Annotated in this window: 11 protein-coding genes; 4 read left to right on the top strand and 7 right to left on the bottom strand. The window is 61.7% G+C overall.

Translation table 11 applies throughout. The features are described from left to right. Positions 1-8 precede the first annotated feature (8 nt). Genes ACSSVY_RS14680 through ACSSVY_RS14695 form a run of 4 tightly spaced genes read right to left on the bottom strand, consistent with a single transcriptional unit; the run spans position 9 to position 3,095 of the window. Positions 9-491, bottom strand: a complete 483-nt coding sequence (locus tag ACSSVY_RS14680) for a chemotaxis protein CheW (protein WP_454270370.1) — start codon at positions 489-491, stop codon at positions 9-11. Next, on the bottom strand, positions 488-2,416 hold the full coding sequence (locus tag ACSSVY_RS14685) for a chemotaxis protein CheA (RefSeq protein ID WP_454270372.1): 1,929 nt from the start codon (positions 2,414-2,416) through the stop codon (positions 488-490). The genes ACSSVY_RS14680 and ACSSVY_RS14685 overlap by 4 nt, the downstream gene beginning before the upstream one ends. After that, on the bottom strand, positions 2,413-2,775 hold the full coding sequence (locus ACSSVY_RS14690; protein ID WP_454270373.1) for a response regulator: 363 nt from the start codon (positions 2,773-2,775) through the stop codon (positions 2,413-2,415). The genes ACSSVY_RS14685 and ACSSVY_RS14690 overlap by 4 nt, the downstream gene beginning before the upstream one ends. Further along, positions 2,772-3,095, bottom strand: a complete 324-nt coding sequence (locus ACSSVY_RS14695; RefSeq protein ID WP_454270375.1) for an STAS domain-containing protein — start codon at positions 3,093-3,095, stop codon at positions 2,772-2,774. The genes ACSSVY_RS14690 and ACSSVY_RS14695 overlap by 4 nt, the downstream gene beginning before the upstream one ends. A gap of 563 nt (positions 3,096-3,658) precedes the next feature. On the opposite strand from ACSSVY_RS14695, the gene ACSSVY_RS14700 reads away from it, so the two are divergent. Then, the gene (locus tag ACSSVY_RS14700) at positions 3,659-5,353 is read left to right on the top strand and encodes a methyl-accepting chemotaxis protein (RefSeq protein WP_454270376.1); all 1,695 of its coding nucleotides are present in this window, start codon (positions 3,659-3,661) and stop codon (positions 5,351-5,353) included. Between the two features lie 49 nt (positions 5,354-5,402). On the opposite strand, the gene ACSSVY_RS14705 is transcribed toward ACSSVY_RS14700, so the two are convergent. Both ACSSVY_RS14705 and ACSSVY_RS14710 read right to left on the bottom strand, forming a co-directional pair. Then, positions 5,403-6,641, bottom strand: coding sequence for a saccharopine dehydrogenase family protein (locus ACSSVY_RS14705; RefSeq protein ID WP_454270378.1), 1,239 nt, complete (start codon positions 6,639-6,641; stop codon positions 5,403-5,405). A 72-nt stretch (positions 6,642-6,713) separates the two neighbouring features. Then, a complete protein-coding gene (locus ACSSVY_RS14710; protein WP_454270380.1) occupies positions 6,714-7,808 on the bottom strand; it encodes a carboxynorspermidine decarboxylase in 1,095 nt (364 codons plus the stop codon). Positions 7,809-7,983: 175 nt separating this feature from the next. On the opposite strand from ACSSVY_RS14710, the gene lexA reads away from it, so the two are divergent. Next, complete coding sequence (lexA, locus tag ACSSVY_RS14715) at positions 7,984-8,685, top strand: transcriptional repressor LexA (protein ID WP_454270381.1); 702 nt, start codon at positions 7,984-7,986, stop codon at positions 8,683-8,685. On the opposite strand, the gene ACSSVY_RS14720 is transcribed toward lexA, so the two are convergent. Continuing rightward, on the bottom strand, positions 8,679-10,721 hold the full coding sequence (locus tag ACSSVY_RS14720; RefSeq protein ID WP_454270382.1) for a ComEC/Rec2 family competence protein: 2,043 nt from the start codon (positions 10,719-10,721) through the stop codon (positions 8,679-8,681). The two genes, lexA and ACSSVY_RS14720, sit on opposite strands and share 7 nt — an antisense overlap. 80 nt (positions 10,722-10,801) lie before the next feature. Here ACSSVY_RS14720 and gltX point away from each other — a divergent pair, with 80 nt between their 5' ends. After that, positions 10,802-12,214: a glutamate--tRNA ligase gene (gltX, locus tag ACSSVY_RS14725; RefSeq protein ID WP_454270383.1), complete on the top strand. Its 1,413-nt coding sequence runs from the start codon at positions 10,802-10,804 to the stop codon at positions 12,212-12,214. A 76-nt stretch (positions 12,215-12,290) separates the two neighbouring features. Continuing rightward, positions 12,291-13,586 (top strand): citrate synthase, encoded by a 1,296-nt coding sequence (gene gltA / locus ACSSVY_RS14730; protein WP_454270385.1) that lies wholly within the window; start codon positions 12,291-12,293, stop codon positions 13,584-13,586. The last annotated feature ends 49 nt before the right edge of the window (positions 13,587-13,635 follow it).

Raw genomic sequence — 13,635 nt, forward strand, 5'->3', positions numbered from 1 at the left:
TTCCTATTTCAAACTGCGTTGGCTGTCGCGATATGCGCGGCAAAGATAGTGTTGAGGTCGGGCAGGATGGTGATGCCCTCGGGCCCCTGAATGAGGCCCCGAACATAGTCGGCGGGCCAGATCGTGCCTGCGGGCGGCAAGGGTTCGATCCGGTCACAGTCGATCGTCACCACTTCGAGAACCTCGTCGGCGGTGATGCCCACCGTGATCTGTTCGTTCTCGATCGGAATTTGCAGAACCAGAATGCGCGTATCTTCATCAACTGGCAGCTTGGGAATGCTGAAGATCACGCGCAGATCAGCGAGCGGCACAACCCCGCCGCGCACATTGATGACGCCTTGCGCAAAGGCACCGCCATGGGGCACGCGGGTCACGGGGATGGGCGAGAGGATTTCCAGAACCGCGCTGGTTTCAATGGCGAAAATCCGTTCGCCAAGGCGCAGGGCAACCACCGTGAGGGTCTTGCCCGATCCGTTGAGGTCTTTGGTCATGCTGCTTTCTCGATTTTTCTGAGGTCTGTCCGGGCCAGTTCGACAAGATTGCCGACTTCCAGCACCAGAGCGACCGAGCCGTCGCCAAGGATGGTGGCACCCGAGATGGATTTGACGCCCGCGTGCAGGCGCGACATCTGTTTGACGACCGTCTGATTGGTGCCAAGGATGCGATCCACCACCAGTCCGACGCGCATGCTGGAGGCGGAAACCACGATCACATTCTGAAGCGTGTTGCGTTCCTCGGCGCAGTCCAAAAGCGTTCTGAGCCGCAGGAACGGCACCAGAGCGTTGCGGATTTGCAGAAAGCTCGACGTTGTATCGGCCCCGGCATCGCTGGCGGGCAGCTCCACAATCTCTTGCACCGCCGCCATCGGGATGATGTAGCGATCCCCGCCGACCTCGACCAAAAGCCCGTCGATGATCGACAGCGTGAGCGGCAGGCGCAGCGTGAAGGTCGTGCCGTGCCCCGGCTCGGACGCGATCACGATGCGTCCCCTCAGGCCTTCGACCGTGCGTTTGACCACATCCATGCCCACACCGCGCCCCGAAAGCTCTGTGACCTTGGCGGCGGTGGAGAATCCCGGCTCGAGGATGAGCGCGAACAGCTCGGCCTCGGATGGGGTGGCCTCGGGGGACAAAAGACCCTGTTCGATGGCGCGCGCGCGCAGTTTGCTGCGGTCGAGACCGCGCCCGTTATCCTTGACCGAGATGACCACCTCGGCCCCCAGATGCTCGGCGCTGAGTTCGATGGTGCCGCGATCCGGTTTGCCTGCGGCGGCGCGGGCCTCGTCCGTCTCAAGCCCGTGATCAATCGCGTTGCGGATGATATGGACAAGCGGGTCCCCCAGACGTTCGATCACGGTTTTATCGAGCTCGGTATCCGCCCCCGTGACGACAAAGTTTACGCTCTTGCCCAAGCCTTCGGAGAGGTCATGCACGAGGCGGCGAAACCGGCCAATGATCGAGCTGATGGGCACCATGCGGATGCTCATCGTGGTGTCGCGCATCCGTGAGGCGAGGCGCTGAATGTCCTCGACGGCGGCCATCATGGAGGGGTCTTTGCTGGTGTTGGCCAAGGCGCAGAGGCGGGCCTCGGCGATGACCAACTCGCCCACCTGATCCATCAACTCGTCCAGACGCTCGGCCGGCACGCGCATGGTCGGGCTTTGCGGCGTGGTCTGGGGGCCGGAGGCCGCTGCTTCGCTGGGCTGGGCGAGGGATACGGCGGCGTCTGGTGCTGGAGTGGCACGGTTGACGAGGTTCAGCTCCATATTGCCCTCGTGGAACATGAAAACGCTCTTGATGTCGTCCTCACGCGCCGAGGCGGGCAGGTCCATGGACCAGCCCAACAGGCAGGCCTGCGTCTCGATCTGGTCGAGGGGCGGAATGCGGCTGATATCCGCCACAAGGTTGGTGGCTCCCAGTCCGCGCAATTCATCCAAGAGCGCCTCAGGGCGTGCCCCAAGGACCAAGGCATCCGAGGCCAGCCGGAACGTCAGTCGCCAGCCTGTTGCGGCGGAGGCGTCGGGCAGGATCCGGGTTGCGGGCTGAGCGGGGCTGACGGCCAGTTCGAGATCGTCCAGGATCGCCTGGCGCGCGGGGGTCATTGCGGCATCCCCGCCGAGGTAGCCCTTGATTTCATCGGCAGCGCGCAGGGCCACGCGGATCAGCGATGCGCTGACCTTGATTTGCCCGGAGCGGATTTTCTCGAACGCGGTTTCGAATTTATGGATGAAAGCCGCAAGGTCCGTGAAGCCGAACATCGCCCCGGAGCCCTTGATCGTATGCAGATCGCGAAAGGCCGCGTTGATCAGGTCCAGATTGTTCGGGTCCGCTTGCAGCTTCAGCAGGCCTTGTTCCAGGCTTTCGAGAAGTTCGCTGGCCTCCTCGAGGAAGACCGCAGAAATATCATTTTCCATCATCCCAGAACCTTTTGAATGACGCTGAGCAGTTGCGCCTGTGAAAACGGTTTGACCATCCAGCCGAGTGCGCCAACCGAGCGCGCCTCTTGTTTCAGGGCATCGGCCGAGTCGGTGGACAGGAAGATGATCGGGATGCCCTGACTGCTGGGATGGGCGCGAAAGGCGCGGATAAAGCCCAGACCATCCAAATTCGGCATGTTCTGATCGGTCAGCACCGCGTCGATCTTGAGCGTGGTGGCTTTTTCAAGCGCGTCCCGCCCATCCACCGCCTCGACCACGTTATAGCCCGCGCCGCGCAGCGTCAGACCAACCATTTGCCGGATGGACGGCGAGTCGTCGACTGCCAGAACCGTTTTCATGCTGCCACCTGCATCGTCTGTTCAGTCGTGATCCCAACAAGGCTGCCGTTGTCGACGATCATCTGTGGCAGAAGGGCGAGGCGGTCGAACGCGGCTTCAAGAACGCCACCGGAGGTCACATCGACGGTGAGCGCATGGCCGCGCGCGCGGGCTGTCTGGTAGGCTGACACCAGAACCTGAATGTTGGCGGCATCAATGCTTGCGAGTTTCTTGCAGCAGAGGGTCACATCGCCGGACGTGAGAGCGTCGTTCAATTGCTTTGCAAGGTCATCTGCCGAGGCAATCTTCAAATCCCCGGTCAGAGGCAGTTTCTTGGTCATGGGGTCTGTGGTCCGTATCTGGGGACACAGCTGAGAAAGATCCGGTGACCTTCTCAGATGCGTCGGCTGCAACAGGTGTCTTTGCGAACAACGGTTTTGCCCCGTCATTGTTTACACACGCAAAAGCACAGTCCGGATTTCCAAAAGATGACTGCACAGCGCCAAAGATCAGCCAGGTATCTTTGGATCAGGGCACCGCTTTGGGAGAGACAAAAGGCCTAAGTTTGAACTACATCTGGCCTCTTGGGTCGCTCGGTTTGCCCGTTTCGACAGTCCCCATACCCTTCCGTATAGCTATCCCCCCTGCTGTTGCGTGCCGTTCTCAGCATAGAGGAAAGCCCCCTGCTTTCCTCGCAACGGATTCCCACCGGAGCCGGAATTGACTGGGACACCAAATGGTCAAGTGACCTGCATCGCAGCCCCGTTGCCAGAGCCAAGTGCCCATGCTCTGGCGATCTGCGGGAGTGTCCGCAGAGTATAGCCTATGTTCCTCAGTTCCCCCGCTCTTTCATTTATTCCGCGCCTGCCCCCTGTAGCGGCGCGACTTGACCAAAGGACCAACTATGAGACTGAGTATCAAAGCCAAACTGGCCGGAACCTATATCTTTATCTTTGCCCTCTTTGCCGCCTCGGTTGTCATGGCCCTGAGAGACCTCAGGGCGGCAGATTCCGAGCTTCAGGACATCATGCGCCTGGAAGTCGCAGAGCTTGGCGTGATCAACGAGATGTTCGAGGCAAAGTTGCTGGTTCTGACTGGTGTGGCCTCTTACATTATCGGGTTACCCAATCCTGCTCCTGATCACCTCGACAATTTGGAGGCTGGCGTCGTCGCTCAGGCTTCGATTGTCGATGACAAGATCATCGAACTGCGCGGAATGGCGAAAAACCCCGAGTTGGTGACCGAGCTTGCCGCCTTTGAAGAGCTGCACAGGCGCGCCTATGTGATGAACACACGCGTTATGGCGCTGGAGGGCGCTGGCAATGGGGACGCGGCGAATACGCTGTTCCACACGGAACTCAAGGAGATCAGCATTGAAATCAGGGCCGCGCTGAACCAGATGCGCGACACGATCATCGACAATCTGAGCGCTCGTGCCGCAGAAGCAACAGTGGCCTATGAAGCGGCCAAGTTCAACCTGCTGCTGATGCTGATCAGTTCGTTGGTGGTTGGTATCGGTGCGGCAGCGGTGATCACGCTCTCCATCGCACGGCGGGTGGCAAAGGCCGCTGATCTGGCCCATGGAATCTCGCAAGGGGATCTGCGTCAGACGCTCGACGTGCGTGGGCGCGATGAGGTTTCGACCTTACAGGCCTCGATCAACGACATGGTCCTGCGTCTGCGCGATATCGTGGCCGATGTGACGAACTCGGTGCGCAACGTGTCTTCGGGCGCGACCCAACTGGCGGAAACCTCGGAGGAACTGGCGCGCGGCGCGTCCGATCAGGCGGCCGCCACAGAAGAAGCCTCTTCTGCCGTGGAACAGATGACCGCGAACATCAAGCAAAGCGCCGAGAATTCGCAGATCACCGAAGGCATCGCAACCAAGTCAGCCGAGGATGCGCGCGCCAGCGGCCGCGCCGTGGCCGATGCGGTCAGCGCAATGCAGACGATTGCGGACCGTATCATGATCGTTCAGGAAATCGCGCGGCAAACCGATCTCTTGGCGCTCAACGCCGCCGTCGAGGCCGCGCGCGCCGGGGAACATGGCAGGGGCTTTGCCGTGGTGGCCGCCGAGGTGCGCAAGCTGGCCGAGCGCAGCCAGACCGCCGCTGCAGAGATATCCTCGCTATCCGCGACAACTGTGAGCGCGGCGGTCGGAGCCGGAACGATGCTGGCAGAGCTGGTGCCTAATATCGAGCGCACCTCGGGGCTGGTCACGGAAATCAGCGATGCCTCGCGCGAACTCTCGACTGGCTCGTCGCAAATTGCGCTCTCGATCCAACAGCTTGACCGTGTGACCCAGACCAACAACGCGGCCTCTGAGGAATTGTCGAGCAGCGCGACCCAGCTTGCCAGCCTCGCCGATGAGCTGACGGTAGCGGTTGGGTTCTTCAAGGTGGTGGATCAGCCCGCCGCACCGGCGCGGCGCGAGACCCAAAACGCAGCGCCCAGTTCGGTCATCCCGCTCAAGCGTGGGACGGCCCCGGCGCGGGCGAAAAAGCCTGTCGGCGCTCCATCGGAGAGCGGATTCGAGTTTGATCTGGGTGGTGCGGGCGACGCGTTGGACGCTCGCTTCACACGCAAGGAACGCGCCTGAGCGAGAGGTCGGGGCAGGTTGGGAAACCCACCTGCCCCGAGGTATTGCTTCAGTCGTTCCACGCCTTGTCGGTGCCATTGATCTGAACGCGGGTCGGCAGGCCCAGGCGGTCGAGAACCGTAAGGAAGGGTTTGGGGTCCAGTTCTTCGACATTGCTCATGGTGCCGGTATCCCAGTCGCCCTGCGCGATCAGGATGGCGGCGGCCACCGGCGGGACGCCAGCGGTATAAGAGATGCCCTGACTGCCGACTTCCTCGAAAGCGTCCTTGTGGTCGGCGACGTTGTAGACAAAAACCTCGACCGGCGCGCCATCCTTGGTGCCTGTGACCAGATCCCCGATGCAGGTCTTGCCGGTGTAATCCGGGGCCAATGAGGCGGGATCAGGCAGCACCGCCTTGACGACCTTGAGCGGCACAACCTCCAGCCCCTCGGCGGTCGTGACGGGATGTTCCGAGAGCAGGCCAAGGCTCTGCAAAACGGTGAAGACGTTTATGTAATGCTCACCAAAGCCCATCCAGAACCGCACATCGGCATCCGGATAGTTGACGGCCAGCGAATGCACCTCGTCATGCCCCGAGAGGTAGGCGCGGCAGGTGCCCACGACGGGCAAATCCCAATCGCGCCCCACTTCGAACATCGTGTTCTCTTGCCAGGCACCGTTCTGCCAGGAATAGACCGTGCCGGTGAACTCGCGGAAATTGATCTCGGGGTCGAAATTGGTTGCGAAGTAGCGCCCATGCGAGCCGGCGTTGATATCCACGATGTCGATGGACGTGACCTTGTCCATGTATTCATCGGCGGCGAAGCGGGCAAAGGCATTGACCACGCCGGGATCAAATCCAATCCCCAAAATGGCAGTTACGCCGTTCTGTGCGCAGATGTCGCGTTTTTTCCACTCGTAATTGCCATACCACGGCGGCGTTTCGCAAATCTTGGCCGGGTCTTCGTGAATGGCGGTGTCGATATAGGCAGCTCCCGTTTCGATACAGGCATCAAGCACCGACATGTTCACGAACGGCGAGCCGACGTTGATGACAATCTGTGCGCCCGTCTCGCGTATGAGGGTGGCCACGGCGACGCTGTCCATGGCGTCAATCGCATGGCTGGCAAAGAGGCCCGGCACCTTCATCGCAGATTTTTCCTGCACTGAGGCGATGATCGCATCGCATTTACCCTGCGTGCGTGAGGCGATATGCAAATCGCCCAGAATATCGTTGTTCTGGGCGCATTTATGAGCGACGACCTGCGCCACGCCACCGGCACCGATGATGAGTACGTTACGTTTCACTTCTGCTGTCTCCTTTTCTTGCAGGACAGGGGAAGGAGGGCGATCAGCCCCGGGAAAGAGTGTGGGTGGTCCTCATGACAGCGAGGCGGCATAGTCCTCGAAGGTAAAGCTGCGGATCAGATCGACGGTGCCATCGGGGCGCCTTATGGCAATGGCGGGCATGTTCACGCCATTGAACCAGTTCTTCTTGACCATCGTGTAACCGGCGGCATCGCCGATTGAAATGCGGTCGCCCACGGTCAGAGGTGCTGCAAAGCGCGCCTCGCCGAAAATATCGCCCGCAAGACAGGACTTGCCGCAGATCTGATAGGTATGGGCCCCCTCTTGCGGCAGCTTGGCACTCTCGCGGTAGATCAAGAGGTCGAGCATATGCGCCTCGGTGCTGGAATCGACGATCGCCAGTTCCTTGCCATTGTCGAGAATGTCGAGCACCGTCACCTCGAGCGTGGTCGACCCAGTTATCGCCGCCTCGCCCGGTTCCAGATAGACCTGCACGCCGAACCGCTCGGCAAAGCCCTTGAGCCGCGCGGCCAGTTCTTCGAGCGGATAGTCATCGCCGGTGAAATGGATACCGCCCCCGAGCGAGACCCATTGCAGCCGCTCCAGCACCGGCGCGAATTCCGCCTCGATGCGGGCAAGTTGCTGGTCAAAGAGATCGAAATCGGCGTTCTCGCAATTATAATGGATCATCACCCCGGAAATCCGGTCGATCACGCCAAGGATCCTGTCCACGTCCCATTCGCCCAAGCGCGAAAAGGGCCGCGCGGGATCTGCGAGATCGAAACTCGACGTTGAGAACCGCGGGTTGAGGCGCAGGCCGCGTTCTATCCCGGCAGACTGGTTGTCATAGCGCTGCAACTGTCCCACCGTGTTGAAGATGATCTTGTCGGCATAGGACACCGCCTCGTCAATCTCGGCATCGGACCAAGCGACCGAATAGGCGTGGGTCTCTTTGCCGAACTTCTCGCGCCCGAGCCGCAACTCGAAAAGCGAGGAGGACGTGGTGCCATCCATATAGGGCTGCATGGTCGGGAACGCCGACCACGTGGCAAAGCATTTCAACGCCAAGAGCGCCTTGGCCCCCGAGAGAGCGCGCAGACGCTCGATCTTGTGCATGTTCTGCAAGAGACGCTCTTCGTCGATCAGATAATAGGGTGTCGGGATCATCTGGCCCCCCTTTGCTGGCATAGGGTCAAGCGGTTTGGCGCAGCGCATACCCCCCCCTGCCCTGCGATGCAATGGCAGAGCAGCCCAATGCGCCGCACAGAGCGGCCACGCCGATTGACACAAAACGGGAACATGTGTAGAACAAAAGCAATTGACCGGTGAGAGGACGCAGCCCATGCTGACCAAGAAACAACTCGATTTGCTGGAGTTTATCCAAAAGCGTGTGCAGCGGGATGGTGTTCCGCCCAGTTTTGACGAAATGAAAGAAGCGCTCGATCTGCGGTCGAAATCCGGTATTCACCGCCTGATCACGGCGCTGGAGGAACGCGGCTTTATCCGGCGTCTGGCGCACCGCGCGCGGGCGCTGGAAATCGTGCGCCTTCCCGAAAGCCTTGGGGGCGAGGCGCGCCACAGCTTTACCCCCCGCGTGATCGACGGCGACCGGCCCGATACCCCCCGCCCTGCCAATGCCCAGCCGATCGAGGTGACGCATGCCTTTGAGGTGCCGCTGATGGGACGCATCGCCGCCGGTGTGCCGATCGAGGCGATTGCCCATGTGCAGCACAATGTTTCGGTGCCCAGCACCATGATCCGGGGGGCGGCCAATCACTATGCGCTCGAGGTGCGTGGCGACTCGATGATCGAGGCCGGGATCAATGATGGCGATGTGGTGATCATCCGCGAAACTTCGGTGGCGGATAATGGCGATATCGTCGTGGCTCTGATCGAGGATCAGGAGGCGACGCTCAAACGCTTTTACCGCCGGGGCAATGCCATCGCGCTCGAGGCCGCGAATCCGGCCTATGAAACGCGGCTTTTCCCCGAGGATCAGGTGCGCGTTCAAGGGCGGCTGGTGGGCTTGATCCGCAGCTACTGAAAATTCCAGAGCCGCGCGCCGCTCAGGTCGCGCGCGGTCACAAGGCGCAGGCCCGGCCCATCAGCAAGAAGCGCCAGTGAGCCTGTGGCGCGCAGCGTATCGGGCGTGATGATCTGACAATCATGGTCCTGCGCCGGGGGGTGCTCTGGCGCGGCACTCAGGACGACAATTTTGGCCCCGTCGCAGACGACCGGCATCGCAGCGGCAGCCTTGCCCGCCACAACCCTGATCCCATGACCCAAGGCCAAATCCTCGGACCAGCGGGCAAAGGCCACCTCGCGACCGGCATCATCGCCGTCATTCTCGAGCCAGTTGTCGGCCACGAAACCACCGCCCGATGGTTTGTTGAGCGCGCGCCCCGCCTCGGTCATGATCCCGATCAGGGTGCCCGTATCGGATATGATCATCACCGGCCGCTCGGCCCCACCCCAGAGCAGGACACCCAAGGCCACTGGCAGGATACCCAGAGCCCGCGTCCGGCCCTGCCAGAGCACGACAAAGAGCGCCCCAAGCGCCAAGAGCGGCAGCACATGAGGGCCGGGGGCCACCACCGGCACACGCGCGCCCTCCAACGCCGCAACCCACTCTGCCACCGTCAAGATCCAGCGCAGGCCAAGTTCCATCAGGCGCAGCGCGATCCAGTCGAGTCCCAGCGGCAACAAGAGCGTGGCCATGACCGCCGCAGGCATCACCAGCACCCCCATCAAAGGCACGCTTACCAGATTGGCCAAGAGGCCGAATTGCGCATATTGGTTGAAATGCGCGGCGGCGACCGGCGCTGTCGCCGCCCCCGCCACAGCGGAGGAAATCACCACCGCCAGCACCGGGCGCAGCCAGCGGGGTCCGCGCGCGAGCCCCGCATCGCGCAGCCAGCCAAACACCGCGACTAGAGCTACGGTTGCCGCAAAGGACATCTGAAAGCCGGGACCAAGTAGCGCCTCGGGGTGCAGGGTCAGCACGATCATCGCCGCCACCGCCACCGCCCGCAGGCTGAAGGCACGACGTTCGAGCATCACGGCCCCAAAGATCACCGCGACCATGACAAAGGCGCGTTCGGTCGCGACATTGCCGCCCGAGAGGCCGAGATATCCCGCCGCCGCCAGAATGGCCAAAGCGGCCGATATCTTCTTGGCCGGAAGGCGCAGGCCAAGGCGCGGCGCGGCGGCAAAGCCGAGGCGGACGGCGGCAAAGACAAATCCCGCCAATAGACCCATATGCAGTCCGGAAATCGCGAGCAGATGCGCAAGGTTTGAGATGCGCATGGCCTCGAGTGTCGCAAGGCTGAGCCCCGCGCGGTCGCCGGTCATGATCGCCGCGGCAAAGGCACCGGTCTGCCCCGGCAGGCGGCTCTGCACATGCTGCGACAAGGCCATGCGTGCCCGGAAGAGCGCTTGGCCCCCCGGCGAGGCCTCTAGCCGCAGAACCGGTGTGCGGGTATAGCCCACAGCACCGATCCCCAGAAACCACGCGTGCCGTTGGAAATCAAAGCCGCCCGGTTCGACCGGGCCGCCCGCCGGGCCGAGATGCGCCGTCATGATGACGCGCAGGTTGGGTTGTGGCGTAAAATGGGGTTGATCACCGTGCAGGGAGACACGCACCCGGCGCGGCGTGCGGGTCGGGTCAGTGCGGGCCAGAACCACGCGGTCGAGCGTCAGGCGCAGCGCGTCCGAGGCTGAGCGGTCGATGCCCACGATCCGCCCTTCGACCGGGCCATAGTAGCGCCACTCCAGCATCGGCCCCGCCACCAGATGCGCCCGCAGACCCGCAAGCGCAAAGCCCGCCAGCATCAGCGCCATGGCCCAGAGGAGCGGCCCTGTCCATTCGCGCCCGCGCTTGGCCAAAAGCGCCAGCAAGAGCGCGCCCGCGCCACAGCCCCAGAGGGCCGCAACCGAGGGTTCTTGCCGCAGCGCGAAATAGGCCCCCACGCCACAGGCCATAAGAACCGGCACCCAAGGAAAGAGCGCGTCGCGCTGTGCCAGCCAGATCGACTCAGCCCGGTGCCAGATTGGGTGCCAGATTAAGTGCCAGATGCCCAAGGCTTGTTTCCCCCATGACGGGCCGATAGACAGGCCACAACGCTAGCTCCATCATCGTTACCGAGAGGTTAATCTGTCCCATGTCGCAACAGGTCGTGACCCGTTTTGCCCCGTCGCCCACCGGCTATCTGCATATTGGGGGCGCGCGCACGGCGCTGTTCAACTGGCTCTTTGCGCGCGGGCGCGGCGGCAAGTTTCTGCTGCGGATCGAGGATACCGACCGGGCGCGCTCGACTCCTGAGGCGACTCAAGCGATTCTGGATGGGTTGGCCTGGCTCGGCCTTGAGCATGACGGCGCGGCGATCAGCCAATTTGAACGCGCCGACCGCCACGCCGAGGTGGCACGCAAATTGCTGGCCGAGGGGATGGCCTATAAATGCTTTGCCACGCAGGAAGAGATCGAGACCTTTCGCGAGGCGGCCCGCGCAGAGGGGCGTTCGACCTTGTTCCAGAGCCCGTGGCGCGACGCCACGCCCGATCAGCACCCCGAGGGCGTGCCGCATGTGATCCGCATCAAGGCGCCACGCGAGGGCGTGACGGTGATCAAGGACGAGGTTCAGGGCGATGTGACCATCGGCAACGATCAGCTTGACGATATGGTCCTGCTGCGCGGCGATGGAACGCCGGTCTATATGCTGGCAGTGGTGGTGGATGATCACGATATGGGGGTCACCCATGTGATCCGGGGGGATGATCACCTCAACAATGCCGCGCGGCAGATGATGATCTATCAGGCGATGGGCTGGCCCCTGCCGGTTTACGCCCATATCCCGCTCATTCACGGCCCCGACGGCAAGAAGCTGAGCAAGCGCCATGGCGCACTTGGCGTCGAGGAATATCAGAAGATGGGCTATCCGGCGGCAGGGATACGCAACTATCTGGCGCGCCTTGGCTGGAGCCATGGCGATGCCGAATTCTTCGACGATGCGCAGGCGCAGGCGTGGTTCGAGCTTAAGGGAATCGGCAAATCCCCGGCGCGTCTGGACTTTAAGAAACTCGAGAATCTCTGCGGTCAGCACATTGCCGCGGCCGACGATGCTGCGCTGCTGCATGAATTGTGCGATTTCCTTGCGGTGACGGAGCAACCGGCCTTGGATGACGCAAAATTGACGCTGTTCGCCAAGGGGATGTATTGCCTCAAGGAACGCGCCAAGACATTTCCGGAACTTCTTGATAAAGCAGCGTTTATCCTTGTGACGCGGCCCATTCAGCCGGAGGAGAAAGCCGCCGAGCAGCTTGATTCAGTATCCCGTGGTATACTGGGAGAATTGACGCCGCACTTGCAAACTGCTACGTGGGCACGTGAGGCTATCGAGGGTCTGGCGACCCAATTCGCCGAAGACCATGGAATGAAGTTCGGCAAGCTGGCAGGCCCCCTCCGGGCGGCTCTGGCGGGCCGCAGTGCGACACCGAGTGTGTTCGACATGATGCTGGTTCTCGGGCGGGATGAAACCATCGCCCGGCTAACCGATGCGGCCTGCAGAGGGGATTAATCCCTTGGCAAGGCGTTACGTTTATCCAGCCTGAAGCGCAGATGGCGCATGCGGGCGCTGAAAGGGAGGACCCCTGATGTCAGACGACAAGAGAGTGGCGAAGCTGGAGATTGCGGGCAAGACCTATGAATTGCCGATGTATTCCCCCACGGCGGGCCCGGATGTGATCGACATCCGCAAGCTCTATGCCGATGCGGGCGTGTTCACCTATGACCCCGGCTATACCTCGACCGCAAGCTGTGACAGCACCATCACCTTTATCGACGGCGACAAGGGTGAATTGCTGCATCGCGGCTATCCGATCGACCAGTTGGCCGAGAAATCGCATTACCTCGAAGTGTGCTACCTGCTGCTCTACGGCGAGTTGCCGAGCCCCGCACAGCTCGAGGATTTCGAGAGCCGCGTGACCAATCACACGATGATCCACGAACAGATGCATTTCCTCTTCCGCGGCTTCCGCCGGGATGCGCATCCGATGGCGATCATGGTGGGCGTGGTGGGCGCGCTCAGCGCCTTTTATCACGACAGCACCGATATCACCGACCCCTGGCAGCGCGAAGTGGCGTCGATCCGGCTGATTGCCAAGATGCCGACCATTGCGGCGATGGCCTTCAAATACACCATCGGCCAGCCGTTCGAATATCCGCGCAACGAACTCGACTATGCGTCGAACTTTCTGCGCATGTGCTTTGCCGTGCCTGCCGAGAATTACGTGGTCAACCCGATCCTCAGCCGGGCGATGGACCGTATTTTCACGCTCCATGCCGATCACGAGCAGAACGCCTCGACCTCGACGGTGCGTCTGGCCTCTTCCTCCGGGGCCAATCCCTTTGCGTGCGTCGCGGCCGGGATTGCCTGTCTCTGGGGACCGGCACATGGCGGTGCCAATCAGGCCTGCCTCGAGATGTTGCAGGAAATCGGAACACCCGATCGCATTCCGGAATTCATCGCCCGCGCCAAGGATAAGGACGACCCCTTCCGCCTGATGGGCTTTGGTCACCGGGTCTACAAGAATTTTGATCCGCGCGCCAAGGTGATGAAGCAATCCGCCGATGAGGTTCTCGAACTCTTGGGCGTTGAGAACAACCCGACGCTTCAGGTGGCCAAGGAACTGGAAAAGCAGGCGCTCGCCGATCCGTATTTCGCGGATAAGAAGCTGTTCCCGAATGTGGATTTCTACTCGGGCATCATCCTGGAAGCGATGGGGTTCCCGACCTCGATGTTCACACCGATTTTCGCGGTCAGCCGCACCATCGGCTGGATTTCCCAATGGAAGGAAATGATCGCCGATCCGCAGCTCAAGATCGGTCGCCCGCGCCAGCTCTACAAGGGTGCGACGTTGCGCGATTACGTGGACATCGAAAAGCGCTGAGGCGCATGCGCCGTCCCAAGACAAAAGCCCGGCTTCATGCCGGGCTTTT

This window comes from Roseovarius sp. MBR-51 (assembly GCF_053628575.1).